Annotated in this window: 19 protein-coding genes; 10 read left to right on the top strand and 9 right to left on the bottom strand. The window is 68.1% G+C overall.

The window, feature by feature from the left end; genetic code table 11:
- The first annotated feature begins 424 nt into the window (after window positions 1–424).
- From ACFXHA_RS22775 to ACFXHA_RS22765, 3 genes are all read left to right on the top strand, one after another.
- Window positions 425–925 (top strand): nucleoside deaminase, encoded by a 501-nt coding sequence (locus tag ACFXHA_RS22775; RefSeq protein ID WP_379359856.1) that lies wholly within the window; start codon window positions 425–427, stop codon window positions 923–925.
- A gap of 119 nt (window positions 926–1044) precedes the next feature.
- A complete protein-coding gene (locus ACFXHA_RS22770; RefSeq protein ID WP_379359854.1) occupies window positions 1045–1989 on the top strand; it encodes an ATP-binding cassette domain-containing protein in 945 nt (314 codons plus the stop codon).
- Window positions 1986–2777, top strand: a complete 792-nt coding sequence (locus tag ACFXHA_RS22765; protein ID WP_379359852.1) for an ABC transporter permease — start codon at window positions 1986–1988, stop codon at window positions 2775–2777. The genes ACFXHA_RS22770 and ACFXHA_RS22765 overlap by 4 nt, the downstream gene beginning before the upstream one ends.
- A gap of 1 nt (window position 2778) precedes the next feature.
- On the opposite strand, the gene ACFXHA_RS22760 is transcribed toward ACFXHA_RS22765, so the two are convergent.
- A complete protein-coding gene (locus tag ACFXHA_RS22760) occupies window positions 2779–6021 on the bottom strand; it encodes a BTAD domain-containing putative transcriptional regulator (RefSeq protein WP_379359850.1) in 3243 nt (1080 codons plus the stop codon).
- Window positions 6022–6141: 120 nt separating this feature from the next.
- Here ACFXHA_RS22760 and ACFXHA_RS22755 point away from each other — a divergent pair, with 120 nt between their 5' ends.
- Window positions 6142–6768, top strand: a complete 627-nt coding sequence (locus ACFXHA_RS22755; protein ID WP_379359848.1) for a hypothetical protein — start codon at window positions 6142–6144, stop codon at window positions 6766–6768.
- Here ACFXHA_RS22755 and ACFXHA_RS22750 read toward each other — a convergent pair.
- From ACFXHA_RS22750 to ACFXHA_RS22740, 3 genes are all read right to left on the bottom strand, one after another.
- Window positions 6749–7462 (bottom strand): GNAT family N-acetyltransferase, encoded by a 714-nt coding sequence (locus tag ACFXHA_RS22750; protein ID WP_379359846.1) that lies wholly within the window; start codon window positions 7460–7462, stop codon window positions 6749–6751. The genes ACFXHA_RS22755 and ACFXHA_RS22750 overlap by 20 nt on opposite strands.
- Window positions 7463–7471: 9 nt before the next feature.
- On the bottom strand, window positions 7472–7915 hold the full coding sequence (locus ACFXHA_RS22745) for a hypothetical protein (protein ID WP_379359844.1): 444 nt from the start codon (window positions 7913–7915) through the stop codon (window positions 7472–7474).
- A gap of 81 nt (window positions 7916–7996) precedes the next feature.
- Entirely contained in the window at window positions 7997–8941 is a 945-nt protein-coding gene (locus ACFXHA_RS22740; RefSeq protein WP_379359842.1) for a LysR family transcriptional regulator, read from the bottom strand.
- 60 nt (window positions 8942–9001) lie between these two features.
- On the opposite strand from ACFXHA_RS22740, the gene ACFXHA_RS22735 reads away from it, so the two are divergent.
- From ACFXHA_RS22735 to ACFXHA_RS22725, 3 genes are all read left to right on the top strand, one after another.
- Window positions 9002–9634: a hypothetical protein gene (locus tag ACFXHA_RS22735; RefSeq protein WP_379359840.1), complete on the top strand. Its 633-nt coding sequence runs from the start codon at window positions 9002–9004 to the stop codon at window positions 9632–9634.
- Between the two features lie 194 nt (window positions 9635–9828).
- Window positions 9829–11382, top strand: a complete 1554-nt coding sequence (locus tag ACFXHA_RS22730; RefSeq protein ID WP_379359838.1) for an ArnT family glycosyltransferase — start codon at window positions 9829–9831, stop codon at window positions 11380–11382.
- 46 nt (window positions 11383–11428) lie between these two features.
- The gene (locus ACFXHA_RS22725; protein ID WP_379359836.1) at window positions 11429–12418 is read left to right on the top strand and encodes an SGNH/GDSL hydrolase family protein; all 990 of its coding nucleotides are present in this window, start codon (window positions 11429–11431) and stop codon (window positions 12416–12418) included.
- Between the two features lie 30 nt (window positions 12419–12448).
- On the opposite strand, the gene ACFXHA_RS22720 is transcribed toward ACFXHA_RS22725, so the two are convergent.
- Entirely contained in the window at window positions 12449–13450 is a 1002-nt protein-coding gene (locus tag ACFXHA_RS22720) for a hypothetical protein (protein ID WP_379359834.1), read from the bottom strand.
- A 173-nt stretch (window positions 13451–13623) separates the two neighbouring features.
- On the opposite strand from ACFXHA_RS22720, the gene ACFXHA_RS22715 reads away from it, so the two are divergent.
- The gene (locus tag ACFXHA_RS22715; RefSeq protein ID WP_379359832.1) at window positions 13624–14574 is read left to right on the top strand and encodes a TIGR03564 family F420-dependent LLM class oxidoreductase; all 951 of its coding nucleotides are present in this window, start codon (window positions 13624–13626) and stop codon (window positions 14572–14574) included.
- 85 nt (window positions 14575–14659) lie between these two features.
- Complete coding sequence (locus tag ACFXHA_RS22710; RefSeq protein WP_379359831.1) at window positions 14660–15502, top strand: NmrA family NAD(P)-binding protein; 843 nt, start codon at window positions 14660–14662, stop codon at window positions 15500–15502.
- A 13-nt stretch (window positions 15503–15515) separates the two neighbouring features.
- Here ACFXHA_RS22710 and ACFXHA_RS22705 read toward each other — a convergent pair whose 3' ends face one another.
- From ACFXHA_RS22705 to ACFXHA_RS22695, 3 genes are all read right to left on the bottom strand, one after another.
- Window positions 15516–17090 (bottom strand): hypothetical protein, encoded by a 1575-nt coding sequence (locus ACFXHA_RS22705; RefSeq protein ID WP_379359829.1) that lies wholly within the window; start codon window positions 17088–17090, stop codon window positions 15516–15518.
- Window positions 17091–17231: 141 nt separating this feature from the next.
- A complete protein-coding gene (locus tag ACFXHA_RS22700) occupies window positions 17232–17459 on the bottom strand; it encodes a hypothetical protein (RefSeq protein WP_379359827.1) in 228 nt (75 codons plus the stop codon).
- 84 nt (window positions 17460–17543) lie between these two features.
- Window positions 17544–18278, bottom strand: coding sequence for an SDR family oxidoreductase (locus ACFXHA_RS22695; RefSeq protein ID WP_379359825.1), 735 nt, complete (start codon window positions 18276–18278; stop codon window positions 17544–17546).
- Between the two features lie 113 nt (window positions 18279–18391).
- Here ACFXHA_RS22695 and ACFXHA_RS22690 point away from each other — a divergent pair, with 113 nt between their 5' ends.
- Complete coding sequence (locus ACFXHA_RS22690; protein WP_379359823.1) at window positions 18392–19306, top strand: AraC family transcriptional regulator; 915 nt, start codon at window positions 18392–18394, stop codon at window positions 19304–19306.
- Between the two features lie 23 nt (window positions 19307–19329).
- Here the strand turns inward: ACFXHA_RS22690 and ACFXHA_RS22685 are convergent, their stop codons facing one another.
- Window positions 19330–19791, bottom strand: a complete 462-nt coding sequence (locus ACFXHA_RS22685) for an anthrone oxygenase family protein (RefSeq protein WP_379359821.1) — start codon at window positions 19789–19791, stop codon at window positions 19330–19332.
- Window positions 19792–19888: the final 97 nt, after the last annotated feature.

The following is a 19888-nucleotide window of genomic DNA, read 5'->3' as shown; positions in this document are numbered from 1 at the left end:
ATTGCAAACTTCGTAGTGAAGTACACAGGCGGTCGAGCCGGAACGGCCAGGGATGGAAGCCACGAACAGTGGCCCGGGTCACAGCCGGTATTTCGTAGAGTCACACGAACTCAAATGTTGCGAAAGTCGTTGTGCCCCAACGTGAATGATTTACAAGACGGTATTTTCAGGGTCGAGCCGCATGGAAATCCCGGAAATTATCGATGCGTACCAAAATTGCAACCCCCTGACCAGGGCAAAAGCACCCGTTTCGTCCTTCTATACGAAAGAGGGGTCCTAGGTAAGGACCCATTTCATGGATTCCGCCCTAGCTGATAGGCCCGCCCGCGCTGTGTACTCCTAATCACACAGTTGCAGCAACGTAAGGGATCAGTGCCGTGGACTTCTTCCCCGGAGTCCCTGCCCTATCCATAGAGGAGTGACCATGACCGCGACCGAAGTGACGCTGCAGGAGCTCGAGCGCGCCTGGCTCGACGAGGCGATCAAGCTGGCCACCACGAGTGTTCACAAGGGCGGCGGCCCGTTCGGTGCCCTGATCGCCAAGGGCAGCGAGATTGTCGCGGTGGGCCACAACCAGGTCACCGCCACCCTCGACCCCACCGCGCACGGCGAGGTCAGCGCGATGCGCGCCGCCTGTAAGGAACTGGGCACCTTCTCCCTGCAGGGCTGCGTGCTCGTCACCTCCTGCGAGCCGTGCCCGATGTGCCTGTCCTCGGCCCTGTGGGCGCGAGTAGACCGGATCATCTTCGCCGCCGACCGGCACGATGCCGCCGTCGCCGGTTTCGACGACCGCAAGTTCTACGAGCTGTTCGAGACCAAGCCCGCGGGCGAGGACTGGCCGACCACCATCGAGCGCCTCGAGCTGCCGAACGCCAACGCCCCCTTCGAGGCGTGGCTGGCCAAGACCGACCGCATCGACTACTAACTCGATACGCGCAGCTCAGCGGCGGTACGACCCTCGGGTCGTGCCGCCGTTTGCGGTATCAGGGGGCATGTCAGGCCGGTGTCAGGTCCGTATCAGGGCGGCTGGCCAAAGTAACCGACATGAACAACACAGCAATCGCCGCCTCCGGGTTGCGGAAGTCCTACGGGGACAAGAAAGTCCTCGACGGGATCGACCTGAATATCGCGGCCGGATCCATCTTCGCCCTGCTCGGCCCGAACGGCGCGGGCAAGACCACCACCGTCAACGTGCTGACCACCCTGGCCCAGGCCGACGGCGGCACCGCCTCGGTCGCCGGATACGACCTGGCCACCCAGGCCCGCTCGGTGCGCGCCTCGATCGGCGTCACCGGCCAGTTCGCGGCGGTCGACGATCTGCTCACCGGCGAGGAGAACCTGCGCCTGATGGCCGATCTGCATCGGCTGAAGAGCGCCGACGCCAAGCGGGTCGTGGCCGGGCTGCTCGACCGCTTCGAGCTGACCGGCTCGGCCGGCAAGCAGGCCTCCACCTACTCCGGCGGCATGCGCCGCAAGCTGGACCTGGCCATGACGCTGGTGACCAAGCCGAACATCGTGTTCTTGGACGAACCCACCACCGGTCTGGATCCGCGTAGCCGCCGCACCATGTGGGACATCGTGCGGGAGTTGACCGCCGACGGCGTCACCATCTTCCTGACCACCCAGTACCTCGAGGAAGCCGACCAGCTGGCCGACCACATCGCGGTGCTCGATCAGGGCCGCATCGTCGCCGAGGGCACCGCCGACGAACTCAAGCGCCGGGTGCCCGGCACTCACGTCCGCCTGCACTTCGCCGAGCTCGCCGACCTGGACGCGGCCGCCGCCATCCTGCCGGCCGCGACCCGCGACGAGGACGCCCTGGCCCTGCGGGTCCCGGGCAGCACCGGCTCGAAAGCCCTTCGCGCCCTGCTGGATCGGCTCGCCGACCACTCCCTGGAGGCCGACGACGTCTCCATCCACACCCCTGATCTCGACGACGTCTTTCTTGCCCTGACCGGGCACGCCACCACGGAGGCCGAAGCACAATGAGCACCATCACCCCCACCACCGTCGCCCCCGCCACCCTCTCCGGCGCGCTGTCCGACTCGATCGTCATGCTGCGCCGCAACGCCAAGCACATCGCCCGCAATCCGGTCACCATCTTCAATGCGGCCCTGATGCCGGTCGTGATGATGCTGATCTTCGTCTACGTCTTCGGCAGCGCCTTCGATGTCGGCCAGCACTACATCAACTACGCGACTCCCGGCATGATCCTGCTGGCCATCAGCTACGGGCTCTCGGGCACCGCGGTGTCGGTCAGTTCGGATATGGCCAAGGGCGTCATCAACCGCTTCAAGGTCATGAGCGTCTCCCGGGGCGCTGTGCTGACCGGCCATGTGGCCGCCACCATCGTCACCAATGTGGTCGCCATCGCGGCGGTCATCGGCGTGGCCTTCGCCCTCGGGTTCCGCTCGCCGGCCTCCGCGGGGGAGTGGCTGGGCGCCATCGGCGTCATGCTGGCCACCTCGTTCGCGGCCTCCTGGCTGACCGTCGCGCTGGGCATGGCGGCCAAGACCCCGGAATCCGCCGGTATGGCGGTGGTGCCGCTGATCATGCTGCCGTTCCTGAGCAGCGCGGTCGTACCCGCCGACAAGATGGGCCAGGGCGTGCGGCAGTTCGCCCAGTACCAGCCCTTCACGCCGATCATCGAATCCCTGCGCGGGTTTCTCACCGGACACCCGTCGGGCGGCTACACCGCCGCCGCACTGGCCTGGTGCGTCGGGTTCACCGTTCTCGGCTACTTCTGGTCGCGGGCCACATTCAACAAGCGGACGTAGGTCAGTCCGCGAAGGTGGCCTCCGCCAACTCCCGCCAATCCGATTCCGCACCAACCCTTGTCGCCTCGGTGAATCCCATTTCACCGAGGCGACTTCGTGTTTCCCGCTCGATCCGCTCCACATCCGGCTGGGAGCGATCGGGCATGCCGCGCACCGTGGCACTCGCGGCCAGCAGCTTGGCCGCGTGTTCGTCGCGCCCCTCTCGCAGGGCCTGGTCCGCGAGCCCGACCAGCATCCGGGCCAGCAGGGGAGCGGCCACCCGCTCGGAGACCGCGTCCAACGCCGCCCGCCGCTCACGGCGGGCCACCTCCGGATCCTCGGCGAGATAGCCGAGCAGATCATGGATTTCGACCACGAGGTACTCCGCCTCGACATCGATGCGCTGGGCGCCGGCGACCTCGAGCTGGCGGCGGGCTTCCACGGTGTCACCGCTCCAGCGGGCCAGTTCGGCCCGCTCCAAGGCCAATTGGGCCAGCGAGCCGGGCCAGGCCGTGCGATCCGCCCAGCGCTGCGCCTCGGCGGCGGCGGCCGCGCTCGCCTCCGAATCGCCCAGCAGCCAGAACAATTGGGCTTGCCGCGAGCGCATCCGGGCGATGTCCTCGATCGCACCGACCTCGGTGACCACCGCGATCGCCTCTTCGAAATGCGCGGCCGCACGGGCGAATTCACCACTCATGGCGAGGCGCTCCGCGAGTTCGGTGAGCGCGAACGAGATGCCCCAGCGCTCACCGACGGCCCGGAACTCGGCCAGCGCGCGCTCGAGATGCTCATCCACCTCCGGTCCGTCCTGGCCGAGCATGACGCGCATCTTGCCCAGTTGCAGCCGGGCCAGGGCCCGCACCCACGGATCCTCGTCGGTCAGGAGTGCCTCGAAGGCGGGCAGGTACTCGTCGGGTCCGTGCAGCAGGCGTTCCAGCGCGCTCACGAACACCAGGGCCGGATGGCGAGCCGAGCCATGGCCGCGCCGGTCGTCGTGGTCGGCTCGGTTGTCGTGGCCGGCCTGTCCGTGCCGGTGGGCCTTCGTGATCCATTCCTCCACGGCGAACTGATCGTTCGGCCCGGTGGTCGCGAAATGCACGACCAGCCCGTAGACCGTGGCGAGGGTCTCGTCATCCACGGTGCCCGGGGCCTGCCCCGTGCCGGCTGCCGCCGACTCCGTGCTGCCCGCTCGCTCAGCCGCATCGGCGGCGGCGGTGACCAGTTCCATGCCCTCGGTCTTGTGGCCGCCGAGCCACCAGTACCACCCGGCCGCCGCCGCGAGCCGGGTCGCCCCGTCGGCGTCCTGCGCGGCCAACGCACCGCGCATCGCGGCGGCGATATTGTCGTGGTCGGCTTCGAGAATGGCGAGCCACTCCAGTTGTTCGCCGCGGCGCAGGTGGGAGTCCGCGGTCGCGGCCAGTCCGGTGAAATACGCGAGATGCGCGCGGCGGGCCGAATCCGCTTCGCCCGCTTCGTCGAGTCGCTCCCGGGCGTATTGGCCGATGGTGCCGAGCATGCGGTAGCGCGGGCCCTTGTCCTCGGTGACGACCAGCAGCGACTTCTCGGTCAGGGAGGTCAGTAGTTCCAGCACCTCCCACTGCTCGACCGCGTCTTCGCCATAGACGGTTCCCGCGCAAACCTGTTCGGCCGCTTCCAGACTCGCACCGCCGGAGAACACGGCGAGCCGGCGCAGTACCGCGCGCTCGGGTTCATCGAGCAACTCCCAGCTCCAGTCGACCACCGCGCGCAGGGTGCGGTGCTGTGGGATCGCGGTGCGACTGCCACCGGTCAGCAGGCGGAAGCGGTCGTCGAGCCGGGAGGCGAGCTGGTCCAGGGACATGGTGCGCAGCCGGGCGGCCGCCAGCTCGATCGCGAGCGGAATCCCGTCCAGCGCACGGCAGATGCGGCCCATGGTGGCCAGGGCGGCGGCGTCGGAGCCGAGATCTTTGCGCACGGCGCTCGCCCGGTCGCGCAGCAGTTCCACGGCGGGGGAGGCGGCGATCGCGGCCGGGTCGGCGTCGGTGGCGGGCAGGCTCAGCGGTTCGACCTGCCACAGCGCCTCGCCGGTGATGCCGAGTGGTTCGCGGCTGGTGGCGATGATGCGCAGGCGGCGGCATTCGCCGAGCAGCCGGTGCGCGAACGCGGCCGCGGCCTCGATGATGTGCTCGCAATTGTCCAGTACCAGGAGGGTTTCGCGGTCGCGCAGCGCGGCGACGAGGCGGTCCATGGGTTCGGCATTGGGTCCGCCGCCCAGCAGTGCGTCCCGCAATCCGAGTGCGGCGAGCGCTGATTGGGCCACGTCGTCGCCGATGCTGAGCGAGGCGAGTTCCACCAGCCAGGCCCCGTCCGGCAGATCCGCGAGCAGGGTTTGCGCGGTTTCCAGCGCGAGGCGGGTCTTGCCCGAGCCGCCCGGACCGGTCACCGTGGTGAGGCGGTGCTGGGAGATGAGGTCGCGGACGGCCGCGACATCGGCGTATTTGCCGACGTAGCTGGTCAATTCGGCCCGCAAATTAGTGCTGCGGTCGGCGGTCTGCCCGCCGACCTCGCCCCGCAGCAGCGCGACGTGCAGCGCGGACAGGTCCGCCGACGGGTCGACGCCCAGTTCGTCGGCCAGCGTCTCGCGGGTCTGCTGATACACCGCCAGTGCCTCGGTGACCCGGCCCGCGGCGGCCAGAGCGCGCATCAATGCCGCGGCGAGCCGCTCCCGCAACGGATTACGGGCCACCAGCTCGGTCAGTTCGGCGATCAGCGCGGGACCGCGGCCGAGGCCGATCTCCACCTCGTACAGGTCGTCCTGGGCGGCCGCGCGCAAGCTCTCGAGCCGGGTGACGGCGGCCTCGAAGGCCTCGTTGTCGCGCATGTCGACGTCCTGCATCGGCGTGCCGCGCCACAATTCGAGCGCCTCGCGCAGGCTGTCGGCCCGGCGGGCGTCGTCACCGCCGCGGGCCTGGTCCAGCAGCTGTTCGAAACGCACGGCGTCGACGTCGGCGGGTTGCACGGCCAGCCGATAGCCGCCCGCCTCCACGCCCAGCGATCCTTCGGGCAGCGACCGGCGCAACCGGGAGACCAGCGCCTGCAGCGCATTCGCCGCGTCGGCGGGTGGCTGCTCGCCCCAGATCCAGTCGACCAGCGTCGCTTTCTGAACCGCGCGCCCGGGTTCGAGGGCGAGTGCGATCAGCAGCGCCCGCAACCGGGCGCCCGGCACCTCGAGCAATCCGCCGTCGGTCATTCGGATTTCGAGCGGTCCTAGCATCCCGATCTGCACCCGGACATTCTGCCGTGATGTGACCGGGCGTGTCAGATCGGTGTCAGGTCCGTATCAGCCGGGGCGGCGAGAGTGGTTTTCACCAGCCGACATCGGCTACCGATAACCGAGGAGCACGCCATGCCCGCCTTCCAGACCCCCGCGCCGATCGCCGTCACCGTCGAGATCCTGTCCGGCCGGGTCACCGTCGACGCCGCCGACCGCACCGAGACCGTGGTCGAGGTGCGCCCGGCCGACCCGGCCAAGAAGGGCGACGTGCGCGCCGCCGAGCTCACCCAGGTCGATTTCACCGACGGCGTGCTGACGGTGAAGACGCCGAAGCAGTGGCGCACCTACACGCCCTTCGGCGGCAACCCGTCGATCGAGGTGACCATCCAGGTGCCCACGGGTTCGCGGCTGACCGGCAGCGCCGGGGTAGGCAGCATTCACGGCACGGGCGAACTCGGCGATACCGCGCTGGAGATCGCCGTCGGCGAGATCATCGTCGACCGGCCGCGCGGATCGGTGACGGCGAAGGCCGCCAAGGGCGATATTCGCATCGGCGAGGCCGTGCGCGGGGTCATGCGGTTGGAGACGTCCATGGGTGAGCTGGAGGTCGGCATTCACCCCGGCAGCGCGGCGCAGCTGGACACCAATGGCAATGGCGGCGTCCACAACCGGCTCGCCCCGGTCGGTCCGGACAGCGAGACCGTTCAGGTGATCGCCCGGAACACCATGGGCAACATCATCATCCGGCATGCGGCGTGAGCCGCTGGATGAGCCGGGCGTGGACCTCCGGCCAATCCTCCGCGGTGATCGAGAACAGCACGCTGTCGCGTACGGTGCCGTCGCCGCGGCGGAACTGACGGCGCAGCGTCCCTTCGTATTTCGCGCCCAGGCGCGCGATCGCCTGCTGCGAGCGATGGTTTCGGATATCGGTCTTCAACTGGACTCGCCCGACCCCGAGCGTCTCGAAGGCGTATTCGAGCAGCAGCAGTTTGGCTTCCGGATTGACCGCGGTACCCCACACCGACGGGTGGTAGACCGTGAATCCGATCTCCATCCCGGCATCGCGGGGCCGGACATCCAGATAGGCGGTGACGCCGACGATCTCGCTGGCGGGCACGTCGCCGACCGGGCGTCGGGTGCGCACGGTCCACATCTGCCAGTCCGCGGCCGCATCCGCCTGCCGCAGCCGGTCTTCGAACTGTCCCGCGACCTCCGGCCGCCCCGGGATATGCGCCCACACCGCATCGTGATCGAGGGCCCCGAACAGCGCCGCCGCATCCGCCGCCGCGTCGACGGGGCGCAACTCGACCGTGTCGCCGCACAGTACTGTGCCGGACGGCACCGGCCAGGTCATCTCCGGCCATACCTCGTCCGCGGGGCGGGGATCGGGAAGCGGCTGAAAACGGGCCGGTTCCAAGGTCTCTCGCAGGTCTGACGACGTATCGGGCGACATGCGCCCAGGCTATCCGTGACCGTGCGGATGCCACACCTGGGGCGACAGGTCGTACGGCGTCGCCATCCAGCGGTTGGACGGTGGTGAGAACAGCAGGCCCAGCACGATCAGGGTGAGCACGCCCAGTGGGATGCCCAGCCCCGGATGCCCCGTGGTGACCGCCAGCCAGGCCAGCCCGAACAACAGGATCTGCGCGATGGTGGCGGTGGTGCGCGGCCACCAGCGGCCGCGGATCAACTCGATCCCGGAATACAGCACCACGGCGGCCAGACCGATGAGGAACGCCGTGCCCGCGAATTTCCCGGCGTGCAGCGAACCGGCGCCCGTCGCCACATGCCAGCCCACCCGGATCGCCGCCGCCGCACCGACCGCGCCCTCGGCGGCGACCAGTGCCCCGGCAGTACGCACCACCGTCGGCGTCCCGCCCTGATGAGCGAGCCTGTCTTGGCCCATCGCCCCACCCTAGGACAGGAGGGTCATCACAAGGTCACCGTTGACCTACGAATTGCCGACGCTGTGACTCCACGACGGCCATCAGTGTGGGGCCGCGCGATATCGCCAGGTCGGCGTCCAGTACTCGGTGTCGGCGAGCTCGCTGTGCCGGATGTCGAGGTAGGCGCGCAGGTCCGTGAGGGCGGGGTGGGGGTTGTCGGTGCGCCAGATGAGTGACATCGGATAGATCGGTGTCGGGTCGCGCAGCGGGATGCGCCGGAGGTCGTAGCTGTCCGGCCAGAGGTATTGCGTGCCTTCACCGACCAGCATCGTCAGGTCGGGAGAGTGCGAGAGATCCTCCAGCAGTGACTCTTTCGCGAAGATCGGGAGGCTGGTGTCGATGGTGAGATCGAAGGTGGCGGCGAGTTCGGCGTAGTAGTCGGCGACTTCGCCGCTCGTCGGCAGTCCCGGCATCCAGATTCGGTGCGCGGCAAGCTGAGCGGGGGTGACGGCGTCCGCATCGGCCAGCGGATGCCGGGGACCGACGAGCACCTGGTGTGGTTCGGCGATGACGGGTGTCGCGCTGATCGACGTGGGCAGCCGACGCTGCGCCGGGACCGCGTGGAACGTGGCGTCGACGGCTCCGGCCTCGACCGCTGCCACCGCCGCCTCGAGGTCGCCCTCGAGGGTCACCACATCCAGCTCGATCGCCGGATGCGCGCGATGAAAATCCTGGAGGAGTCCGGAAGTCTTGATCCGCCGGGCGACCACATCCACGCGCAGCCCGCGTTGTCCGGGCCGCACCGAGCCGGCGGCCCGTGCCGCTACCCGCAGCAACTCGAGGGCGTGCGGCAGGAACGTCTGCCCGTCGAGGGTCAGTTCGGCGCCCCGGGCGGTCCGCGCGAACAACCGCGTACCCAGGTCTTTTTCCAGGGTCGCGATGCGTTTGGACACCGCCTGCTGGGTGATCGAGAGCGTGAGCGCGGCCTCCTGGAACTGTCCGGCCTCCGCCACCGCGACGAAGGTGCGGACACCGATCAGTTCCATCCGGCAACCCTATCGACGGTTAATGATCTTCGTCGCACGAGAACGGGTTACAGTCACGCCGTGAAATATCTTGTGGGCTGTGCTCTGGCCCTGTCGTTCGCGGTGACGGGTTCACCGGCAGCGCAAGCGGATTCCGCTCCGACCTGTACCGATACCCCGAACTCCTACACCCCGGGCTGGCAAACCGGATGGGCCGCCTATCAGGCCGCGCAGAAGAGTCCCTCCTCCGGGCAGGCGTCGCGGACGGTCGATCTGCCGATCACCATCAACGCACCGATCGCGCACGTGTGGACCGCGTATTCGAACCTGCGCAACGACATCGGGCGGCATCCGTTCCTGAAGGACATCATCATGCATCGCACCTGCAGCGACGGCGTGACGACGACCAACGATTTCACCGCGCTGGAGAACGTGCCGATGGGATCGGTCGACTATCCCGCGAAGACGCAGGCCGAGCAGATCCTGCATCCGGCTGACCACTACTACACGACCAACAGCTATGACGATCCCAGCGTCATCACCCAGCAGAAGATCACCTTCACCGACAACGGCAACGGGACCACGACGGTGAACGAGCACATCACCTTCACCACGAATCCGCTGCTGCTGTCCTTCACCGCCGACAATGGCATCTCGTCGCATCAGGCGTATCAGGCGGCGCTGAAACGCGACATCGAGAACGGCACGCTCTGACTCTCGCGTACCTGTAGGTGCAGGTGGGTCGGGGTGATGAGCTTCGGCCCCCGGGGTCGCCGATGTGAACGGGGTGTTCGCTTGCCTTCAAAGTGAAATAACGATATTTTCCATTACCTGTCTGGTGCTGTGTCCCGCGTCACGCTCGCTGCCGGATGTGACCTGGCCGTCGCACGATGAGGATTGTTCCAGCAATGACGCTCACCTTTACCTCTGAACACGAATCACACACCGCACCAACGGTATTCGCGTGGCGGGGCGTCCTGCTGATCTCCGGTCTGATCACGCTGGTGTGGTCGGTCTCCGCGGCCCGCTTCCAGCTGGCGGGCGACGAGCTGTACTACCTCGCCTGCGGGCGGCGGCTGGCCGTCGACTACGTCGACAACGGACCCGCCATCCCCCTGATCGCGCGGCTGTGCGACCTGCTCGCACCCGGCTCGGTGCTCGCGCTGCGGATTCCCGGATTGCTGCTGCTGGTCGCGGTGTCGGTACTCGCGGCCGCCGTGGCCTTCGAATGCGGGGCCCGGCCGCGCTACCAGTTCATGGCCGCGGCGGGCTACGCCGCCTCGCCCTTCGTGGTCGCCTTCACCGTGCTCGACAGTGTCGCCCTCGATGTCGCGCTGCAGGCCACGATCGTCTGGCTGTTCGTCCGCTGGGTACGCACCCGCCGCGACCGCCTGCTGATCGGGGTGGGCGTGGTCGCGGCCCTCGATGTCCAGGACAAATGGCTGGTGCTGATGCTGGCCGCCTGCGTCGGCTTCGGCATGCTCGTCGCCGGGCCGCGCGAGATCCTGCGCCGTCCCGCACTGTGGCTGGGGCTGTTGATCTTCGGGCTCGCCATGACGCCGTCCCTGCTCTGGCAGGCCCACCACCATTGGCCGCAACTGGCCACCAACGCCGCCATCGCCAAGGAGACGGCGGGCAGCGACGGCGGCCAGTGGGGGACCGTGGCGGCGATCATGATCACCACCGGATTCCTCGGCGGCGGCCTGGGGGTGCTGGGCCTCTACGGGCTGGCTCGATCGCCGAAGCTGCGGCCCTACCGGTTCGTACTGGTCGCGGCTCTGCTGATGATCGTGCTGGTGATCGCGGAGCACGGCCGGTCCTACTACGTGGCCGGGGTCGTTCCGGCGATCTTCGGCGCGGGCGCCGCGACCCTGTCCGGTCTGCTCGAGACCGACGGTGCGCGATCGGGGCTGCGGCGGCTGTTCACCGGACTCATGGTCGCCTCCGCGGTGCTGACCGCCTTGCTCGCGACGCTGCCGTACCCGCGCAGCTGGATCACCGTGCCCAACAACGGCTACTGGGGATTCCTGCAGCACTACGGCAACGACGACTGGGCCGATCTGGCCGACGCGGTGCACGGGGTGGCGATCGGCCTGCCGCCCGCCGAGCAGGCCGACGCCGTGGTCGTCACCGAGGCGTACAACGAGGCCGGGGCGCTCGACCATTACCGGCAGACCCAATGGATTCCGCCCGTCTACAGCCCCAATCGCGGATTCGGCGAATTCGGCCCGCCGCCGGACTCGACCCGCACCTTCCTGTACGTCGGCTACAACGACGCACCCGAGCAGCGGGCCTTCCTGGCCGAATTCGCGCATGCCACACCGGTTCTGCAGATGGACAACCCGCTCGGCATCGCCGGGCAGAACCACCACGTGACCGTATGGATCTGCCGTGATCCGCTGGTCCCGATGTCGGTCGCCTGGCCGAAACTGACCTACATGATCGTCCCGCCGGCTTCGTGAGCGAGGGAGTCGTCCACACGCTATTTTCTGTCGGGGAGGAATTGCCTTGAACAAGAACAAATTCGGAGCGGTGCTGCCGGCCATCGTCGCCGTGCTCGCCGCGGCCGGTGCGACCGGCGTCGCCGCCGCCGACGACGCGACCGCCGCCGCGGGCCGCACGCTGGTGGTGATGGGCGATTCGTTCGCCGCGAACCCGCCCTGCGACGGGGTACTGGTGAAATGCGACGGCAACGATGATGCCGCCGCACACGAATGCCTGCACCGCGACACCTCCTGGCCCGTCCAGTTGAGCACGCTGATGGGCGTCGAGGCCGCGGACTTCGAGAACGCCACCTGCACCAACGCCTCGATCGACAGCGGACCGGTGACCGCGAGCGGCCAGCAGGTTCCGGGCCGGGACGGCTATACCTTGGCCCAGTTGGCCATCAAGGCGGCCAAGAACGGGGCGTTCGGGCCGCGCACCAAGGTGGTGGCGATCCAGTTGGGCGCCAACGACGAATGGCCGCACGATTCGGCCACCACCGCCGACGCGCCCGCACAGTTGACGTGCGCCTTCAACCTCGACCAGGGGTGTGACGCCGACGCGGTCACCCAGGGGCGATGGCCCGACCTCGACACGGTCAACGGCCCGGCCTACGCCGACCGGGTACGCAAGGTCGTCGACTACGTGAAGTACTACGCGCCGAACGCGAAGATCGAACTCGTCGGCTATCCCGAACTGGCACCGGCCGGTTCGAACGACTGGTGCCTCGACGTGCTGGGTGTGTTCCGCTACGTCCAGCCGCGCGGCGGCGCCATCAACGCATTCTGGAACAAGGTCGACGACGCCGAACGCGATGCGGCCCAGCTGCTTTCGATCGACTTCGTCGACGCCCGGACGACTACCGCCGGACACGGGCTGTGCTCGGCCGATCCGTGGGTGCTCGGCGCGCTGGATCCGAAGGTGAACCTGGTCGGCCTGCCGTTCCACCCGTCACCCCGGGGCGATGCGGCCGTTGCGGGTGCGGTGTACAGCCATATCGCACCGGCCAACTGACCCGGACAGGAGTTACTTACCGCCGGGGTGTCAATAACATGACCCGGATTCCGCGCGATCGAACGCTTCGGCCCACTCGTCCGGTGACATGTAGAACGGCCGCACCATCTGCGCGCGCATCTGTGCAAGGCCGCCGGGATACGTGTGCAACACTTTGAGAAATCCTTGGCAGGACCCCCGGACGTAGGCCTCATGGTAGTCCTTCACCGGTGGCGTCGTCTCGGGCGTATCGGGTTGCGACGGTTCGGGTTTCGCTGTCGACGGAGCGGGCCGCACCGTGGTGGTCGGTGGCGGCTCGGGGCTGGGTGTGGTGGTCTCCGGCGGAGGCGGCGGTGGAGTCGCCGACGGCAGATCCGGCTGCACGGTCGCCACGGCACTGGTCGTGGGAACCGGGGTAGTGGTCGGGCGTGATGTGGTGAACCGTGTCGTGGTGGTACCGGTCGCCGAGGTGGTGTCGTCGCCGCTGCTCGTCAGCACGATGGCTGTCGTTGTCCCACCGGCGATCACGAGGACGGCGGCGGCGATGGCCACCCAGACCCAAGGTTGCTGCGCGGGTGGCCTCGCGGCTGCCGGGGCCGGGCTCCGCTGCGGAGTCGGTTGCTGCGGAGCCTGATACGACGGGGCCGGGCCGATGACGGCGAGTAGTGCGCCGCGGGCGGCGGCCGAAGCCGGGTTGTCGTCGGGGTAGGCGGCCGAATTGTGTGCTGCCGCAGCCGAGATCGGGATCAGCCGGACGAGATTCGCCGGATACCCCAGCGCCGCAGTCGCTTGCGCGAGCGTCTCGACCTGATGGGGCGGCAACCCATCCGGGTACGCGAGCGCCAATCCGGCCGGTGGCGGTCCGCTGCGCGCGGACATCGCGGCATGCAGGACCGCTCGCAGTGCCGATATCGCCCCGTCCCGATCCGCCGGGATCACGATCACGCCGCCGGGCATCCGGATCGGCGTCACCTGTCCGGCGGCCACCTCCAGCCCAGCCGCGGCGGTCGCCGTCGTCCCGAATGCGATGCCCAGCAGCCAATCGCCCCCCACCACATTCCTCCTGGACGGTCGACAAACAGGCGATCAGTATAGGCAGGCCCCCGACGACCCGCGCGGCTCGGCGATCGGATCGACTCGTGCAAGTCGCCAAAGGCATTGTGCTCATGGTGATTTCATCACCGCATTACGGGAACAGGCCCTGACATGCGGGGGTTGCCCACGGCATGACTCTCGGAATTGCGCTCGCCGCAACGAATGCGGACAACTATGTCGACGCGATTGTGGACCAGGCTCGGGTGGTGCACGAATTGGGTGTCGGATCGGTGTGGTTCGGGCAGCGAATGGACTATGACTCGCCCGCGCTGGCCGGGATCGTCGGCCGTGAGGTGCCGGGACTGCAGGTCGGTACCTCGGCGATTCCGGTGGTCGGCCGCCATCCGCTGATCGTCGCCGCACAGGCGCAAACCGCGCAGGCCGCGACGCACGGCCGGTATCACCTGGGCGTGGCGCTCGGCTCGGCCCTGGTCGCCGGTGCGTTCGGCGCCCCTTTCGATCGGCCGATCGCTCGTCTGCGTGAATTCCTCACCGCGATCACCCAATTGCTCGATACCGGGACCGCCGAATTCCATGGCGAACTGCTCGCCGCCGCGCCGCCCTGGCCGACCGCCCTACCCGGAGCGCAGCCGCGAACGCCGGTCCTGGTGGCGGCAATGGGACCGCAGGCATTGCGGGTCACCGGTGAACTCGCCGACGGAATTCTGCCGTTCCTGGCCGGTCCGAAGGGCTTGGCCGGGACCATCGTTCCCGCGATCACCCGTGCCTCGGCACGCACCCCACGCGTGGTCGCCTTCGTCCCCGCCGTGGTCACCGCCGATGTCGACGCCGCCCGCGCACAGGCGCTCGAGCGCCTCGCGTTCTACGAGCAGATACCGTCCTACCGCCGGGTCATCGACCTGGAAGGCGCCTCACGCGCAGGCGAACTCGCCCTCATCGGCGACGAGGAAACCGTCGCCGCCGGGATCCGCCGCTACTACGAGGCCGGAGCCACCGAGGTAGTCCTCGTCAGCACCGACCTGACCGGCCCCGCCGACGAGCACCGAACCTGGTCCCTGGCGGGCGAACTCGCCGCCCAACACACCACTGTCTCAGCATCGGCAGATCCGGCCCGCAACTGATTCGGCCCCATCGGTGCTCGAGCCGCCTACGGTTGGAGCGGAAGCTGCTGAATGACAGGGCTTTCCGGCTGATGAGGAGATGGCGATGTACTTGGTGACCGGCGCTGCCGGCAATGTCGGATCCGAGGTTGTGCGGGCACTGTGGGCCGGTGACCACCCCGTTCGTGCCGTGGTGCGGGATCCGCGCGCGGCGCGGCTGCCCGCGGGGACCGAGATCGTCACCGGCGATCTCGATGCGGCCGAGACACTGCTGCCGCTGCTGAACGGGGTGGAGGGCATATTCTTGCTGCCCGGCTACACAGGCGCGGCGGGCCTGCTGGATGCGGCGAAACGCGCGGGAGTCGCACGCGTGGTGCAGCTTTCGGGTGGATCGGCGGGTTCGCGGGACATGAGCAATGCGGTTACGGCGATGATGGCGGGAGCCGAGCAGCTGGTGGCGGCATCCGGCCTGCCCGCCACCGTGTTGCGCCCGGCGTCGTTCATGTCCAACACCTTCCGATGGCTGCCGCAGCTGCGGGCGGGCGACGAACTGCGATTGCAGTTCGCGGGCGTCCGCACGGCGGTCATCGATCCGGCGGATATCGGCGCGGTCGCGGCGGTCGCGCTGGTCGACGATGCGCACGCGGGCCGGACCTACACATTGAGCGGGCCACAGTCTTTGAGCGCGATCGAACAGGTCGAGATCCTCGCCGCCGAACTCTCGCGACCGCTGCGCGTGGTCGCGCTGAGCGACGAGGAGAGCTACGCGGAAATGCTGACCCAGATGCCCGCCGCCTACGCGGACGCCTTCATGAACTTCTACGGACACGGCGGCCTCGACGAATCCGCAGTGCTGCCCGCAGTTTTCGACATCACCGGCCGGGAGCCCGGCGACTACACCAACTGGGTGCGCGCCAACAAGGCCGCGCTCACCCCGTCGCCGAACTGACTCAGGAGCCGCGTCAGGTGCGGTCGAGGACGCTGCCGAGCGGGTCCAGGACCAGATGTGACTCGGTGGCTTCGACTTTCACCTCGTAGATCTGCTGACCGTTGAGGGTGGAGTCGATGAATCGGGCGAGTTCCGCGTTGTCGGGATTGCGGGGGTCGGCGGGGCGGAGATCGAGGGCCCCCTCGAGTCCGCGGGGGTTCTGGTCGAGCCCTTCGCCTCGGGGCAGCAGGCGCAGTTCATCGGTGGTGTAGAGGGCGATCGGGTAGGCGTGGCCGGTGGGGGAGGTGAGGGTGACGGCGTGTTTGGTTTGGGCCCAGTCGAAGTGGTCGACGGCCAGGGTCCAGCCCGTCGGGAGCGCGCCGCGGAAGGACAGCTCGCTTTCCGGCGCGAGGGTGAGTGAGGACTGGTCGAGGTTGGGGTTGGCGGACAGAATCTGCTGTTGCAGTGGCTGATTCGTCGCCGTGAACTGCCAGTCCGCTGCGGCGAGATCCTTGAACCAGTAGCCGGTGACGCCGTCGCGGCGGCCCTCGACGCGCAGTTCCCGGTTCTCCACCAGGGGCCCGCTGTCGTGCACGGAAATGCGGCCGGTGATCTCGCCCGGAATCTTCGGCTGCGCGATCCAGTCCTGGGCGGGCAGGGAGATGGCGGCGTACTGCGGGTCGAACCGTTCCACCAGCTGGTTGGGCGCGGACGGCTTGCGTCCCTGCTCCTGCCAGGTGTAGCGGCCCGGAATGTGGTTGGCGCCGGCCATATCCAGGTCGTACTTGCGGGTGTACATATCGCCGTAGCGGTTCATGACGAAGGTGACCGATCCGGAGACCGACAGCGAGTTCGAGATGAAGCGTCCGTCCAGCGGTCCGCCGATCTCGTAGCTGCGGTCCGGCGGTAGCCACGGGTCCTGATAGACGATGCGTGATCCGTCGCCGGTGAGGCTGACCAACTCGACCAGGCCCGCCGTCGTCGGATGCCGATTCCCTTCCGCGTCATCGAAACTCGTCGACATGCGGTGACTGATCGCCCAGGTCTGCGCGGTGGTGTCCGCGGCCGCGACCCGATCACCCGGCCACAGCCAGATGGGCGCGCCGTACGAGTAGGTCCAGTTCCACAGCAGCGGGCCGGAGAGCAGATTGTCGAGCGAATAGATCCACCCGTTCGCATCCGCGGCGACAAGCATGTTGTTGTTCAACGACATTGCGACGATCTGCCCCGCCAGGCAGCCGGGAGTGGCGACCGCCCGCCACGGCCCAGCCGATCCGCGCGGCCGCGCGTACAGTGCGCCCTCACGCAGCACCACTTCGACGACATCGTTGAATCCCTGTGTGGTGTCCCGCAATTCCACGCTGGGCGGAAATTCCAGCCCCGCCGGTGCGACCGGCAGATCATCGAACTCCGACGGCCCCTTGATACTGGGCAGCGGCAGGAACAGCCCCGGCAGCGGCGGAATGATCTGCAGCGTCCCGATCTCGGGGACACAGCCCAGCGGCCGCGACTGCGCATCGGGATCCGCGCCCGCCGTCGGCATCCCGGCCCCCGCCAGCACACAGCCGACAACGAACACGACCCGCACCCCGAACGTCCAGCGCCCCATCTGCACACCGCTCCTATCCGGGAATCTCCATCCCTACGGCGCGTACCGTAGCCCGCCGCACATCCCGAACCGTGAATCCCACGCGGAACAAAAAATGCCCGTGACCTCCACCGAGGTCACGGGCGGTACCGACCCGCAGGGTCAGTTGTCGTCGTTGTGGAACAGCAGGCGCCCGATCATGTCGCCGAGCGCGTGCCCGGACCCCGCGGCACTACCCGATCCGTACCCGCTGATATCGGCGTTCTGCTGGCTGCTGTCGACCGGCTGCAGCTGCACATCCGCACTCGCCGCCCCGGCGGTAACCACGACGGCCGCACCGATAATGACCGTGCCCAGCGCAGCACGAACGTACCCACTCTTGATACTCACAGTGACCCTCCCCGGACCGCCTACCGACGGCCAAACAATCTTGACGCAGGAATTGTGCACCGCCACAAGGAATCTGCGCAAGATCTAAAACATGCCGCCCCCGGCGTGGATGGTCTGGCCGGTTATCCAGCGTGCCCCCTCCGAGGCCAGAAACGCGACCACGTCGGCGATATCGGCGGGTTCGGCCAGCCGTCCGAGCGGGATCTCGGCGGCGACCACCGAAAGCTGCGCTGACCCCATGGTTTCCGCTACCTTCTCGGTGCGGGTGGGGCCCGGAAGCACACTGTTGACGGTGATTCGCCGAGGTGCGAGTTCGGTGGCCAGGACCCGCACGAGTTGATCACCCGCAGCCTTGCCTGCGGCGTACAACCCCGCGCCGGCGCGCGGAACCACTGCCGCACCACTGGATATGACGATGATCCGGCCGTCGTCGACCACCTGCCGGGCAGCTGCCCGCAGCGTGGCGAAGGTGGCCCTGGTATTGGTGTCGAAGACGCGGTCGTAGTCGGCGTCGGTGGCCTGGGCCAGCGGAGTGAAATGAGTGACCGCCGCGCTGTGCACGACGATCTTCGGGTCGCCGTAGTTCTCGCGCGCTACGTCGAAGAGGTGTTGAACCTGTTCGGGCACAGCAACATCAGCCTGCACTGCCGTTGCCTGCCCGCCCGCCGCGTGGATCGCGGCGACCACGGACTCGGCCGCCGCCGCATCGGACCGATAGTTGACGATGACACCGGCTCCGGCCGAGCCGAGTCGTTCGGCGACGGCGCGACCGATGCCGCGCGCGGCGCCCGTGACGATGACGGAGGAAGGATGCGACACGAGGATCTCCTCTGGACGAATTGTGCTGTCGCACTGACGCTATGAGCCGGGATTGATCCGAACCATGGTGGAATGTGCCCGAAACATGTTCGATCGGATCATGGGAAGCCACGATGAAGCTCGACGTACTGAGTGAGGCGGTCGCCGCATCGACTACCGCTCCCGCTCTTTCCGTTCACACGCACGCCCGTGCACCCTGGGGATTGCGCTTCGGCGGGCGGCGGGGATTCGGTTTCCACGTCATCGTGGACGGCGAGTGCCTGCTGATTCGCGACGGCGCACAGCCGATCGTGTTGCGCGCCGGGGATGTCGTGCTGATCCCGGCAGGGTCGCCGCACACACTCGCGAACCCCGCCACGGCGGAGCCGGTCGACCCGGTGGTCGTCCATCGTGTCGACAGGATCACGATCGGCGGCGACGGCGAGGAGACGACGCTGCTGTCCGGCGCCTACCGGATCGAGCAGAGCAGACGCCACCCACTGCTCGCCGATCTACCGGAGGTGGTGCACCTGCCCAGCTCCCGGGAACCCCGGCTGGCTGCCGCGATCGCGTTGCTCGCCAACGAAATCCGCTCACCCGGCCCCGGCGGCGACGCCATCGTCACCGCCCTGGTGGAAGCCCTGCTGATCTACATCCTGCGAGCCTGGTACGGCACCCGAGCCACCGGCTGGACCGCGGCCATGGCCGACCCGGCGATCGGCCACAGCCTGCATCGAATGCACGCCCACCCCGCCGAACCCTGGACGGTGGATCGCCTGGCAGCCGAAATCGGCCTGGCCCGAGCCACTTTCACCCGCAGATTCACCCGCCTGGTCGGCGAACCACCCCTCACCTACCTCACCCGCTGGCGCATGATCACCGCCGCACGCCTGCTCCGCCACGACCACGCACCCCTGGCGACCATCGCCCGCCAGATCGGATACACCTCGGAATTCGCCTTCGCCAAGGCATTCAAACGCGAGTACGGAATCGCACCCGGCATCTATCGCCGCAACCACGAGTCGCTCGCGGATGGTGCGTGGCCCTGAAACGCATCCATCGGAAGGTTCGGTCAGGGCAGTTGCGCCGAGACGGTGGCCGCCAACAGGACGAAGCCGATGAGCAGGAGCCAGGATCGCAACGCCTGGAAGAACTCCCAGCGATCGCGGGTGGCCTTCCAGGTCTCCGGAGGATGCTCGGGATCCCACTTTCCGGTCGCCCGGTTGATCGGCACGTTGAAGATGATCGTCGACACCAGCGCCACCACCAGCGTGACCGCGGCACCGCAAGCAAGGATTCGCGGGGCGCCGCCGTCACCCCAGGCATGCACGGCGTAGGCGATGGCGAGCACGACGGTGAGAGTCATCGCGACGGGCATCACCCGGCCGAACGTCTTCAAAAGCCCCCGCTCCACTTCCACGTGGTGGACAGGCGGCAGGCGCCGAATGACGGGGTGAACGAAAGCGTACGAACCGAATTCGGCGCAGGCCGTGAAGCCGCCCACCGAAAGGACTACGAAGGCAAAGTAGTTCATCACCACTCCTGTAGAGCCTTGTCCAAGGCTCTCGAACAACGTACCCGGAGAGCGTGAACAGCCGAGCCGCTCGCGTAGGCCGCCTGGCCATGAAACG

The sequence above is a fragment of the Nocardia sp. NPDC059240 genome, assembly GCF_042753865.1.
Lineage (GTDB): Bacteria > Actinomycetota > Actinomycetes > Mycobacteriales > Mycobacteriaceae > Nocardia.
Note: the sequence above shows the minus strand (reverse complement) of the source record. Positions and strands in the feature narration are given on the sequence as shown.

Excerpts from the sequence above, each read along its gene's own strand:
- ACFXHA_RS22705 (WP_379359829.1), bottom strand. The coding sequence starts at position 17,090 with ATGGGGCGCTGGACGTTCGGGGTGCGGGTCGTGTTCGTTGTCGGCTGT.
- ACFXHA_RS22685 (WP_379359821.1), bottom strand. The coding sequence starts at position 19,791 with ATGAACTACTTTGCCTTCGTAGTCCTTTCGGTGGGCGGCTTCACGGCC.
- ACFXHA_RS22770 (WP_379359854.1), top strand. The coding sequence starts at position 1,045 with ATGAACAACACAGCAATCGCCGCCTCCGGGTTGCGGAAGTCCTACGGG.
- ACFXHA_RS22750 (WP_379359846.1), bottom strand. The coding sequence starts at position 7,462 with ATGTCGCCCGATACGTCGTCAGACCTGCGAGAGACCTTGGAACCGGCC.
- ACFXHA_RS22775 (WP_379359856.1), top strand. The coding sequence starts at position 425 with ATGACCGCGACCGAAGTGACGCTGCAGGAGCTCGAGCGCGCCTGGCTC.
- ACFXHA_RS22740 (WP_379359842.1), bottom strand. The coding sequence starts at position 8,941 with ATGGAACTGATCGGTGTCCGCACCTTCGTCGCGGTGGCGGAGGCCGGA.
- ACFXHA_RS22765 (WP_379359852.1), top strand. The coding sequence starts at position 1,986 with ATGAGCACCATCACCCCCACCACCGTCGCCCCCGCCACCCTCTCCGGC.
- ACFXHA_RS22730 (WP_379359838.1), top strand. The coding sequence starts at position 9,829 with ATGACGCTCACCTTTACCTCTGAACACGAATCACACACCGCACCAACG.
- ACFXHA_RS22690 (WP_379359823.1), top strand. The coding sequence starts at position 18,392 with ATGAAGCTCGACGTACTGAGTGAGGCGGTCGCCGCATCGACTACCGCT.
- ACFXHA_RS22755 (WP_379359848.1), top strand. The coding sequence starts at position 6,142 with ATGCCCGCCTTCCAGACCCCCGCGCCGATCGCCGTCACCGTCGAGATC.
- ACFXHA_RS22710 (WP_379359831.1), top strand. The coding sequence starts at position 14,660 with ATGTACTTGGTGACCGGCGCTGCCGGCAATGTCGGATCCGAGGTTGTG.
- ACFXHA_RS22745 (WP_379359844.1), bottom strand. The coding sequence starts at position 7,915 with ATGGGCCAAGACAGGCTCGCTCATCAGGGCGGGACGCCGACGGTGGTG.
- ACFXHA_RS22715 (WP_379359832.1), top strand. The coding sequence starts at position 13,624 with ATGACTCTCGGAATTGCGCTCGCCGCAACGAATGCGGACAACTATGTC.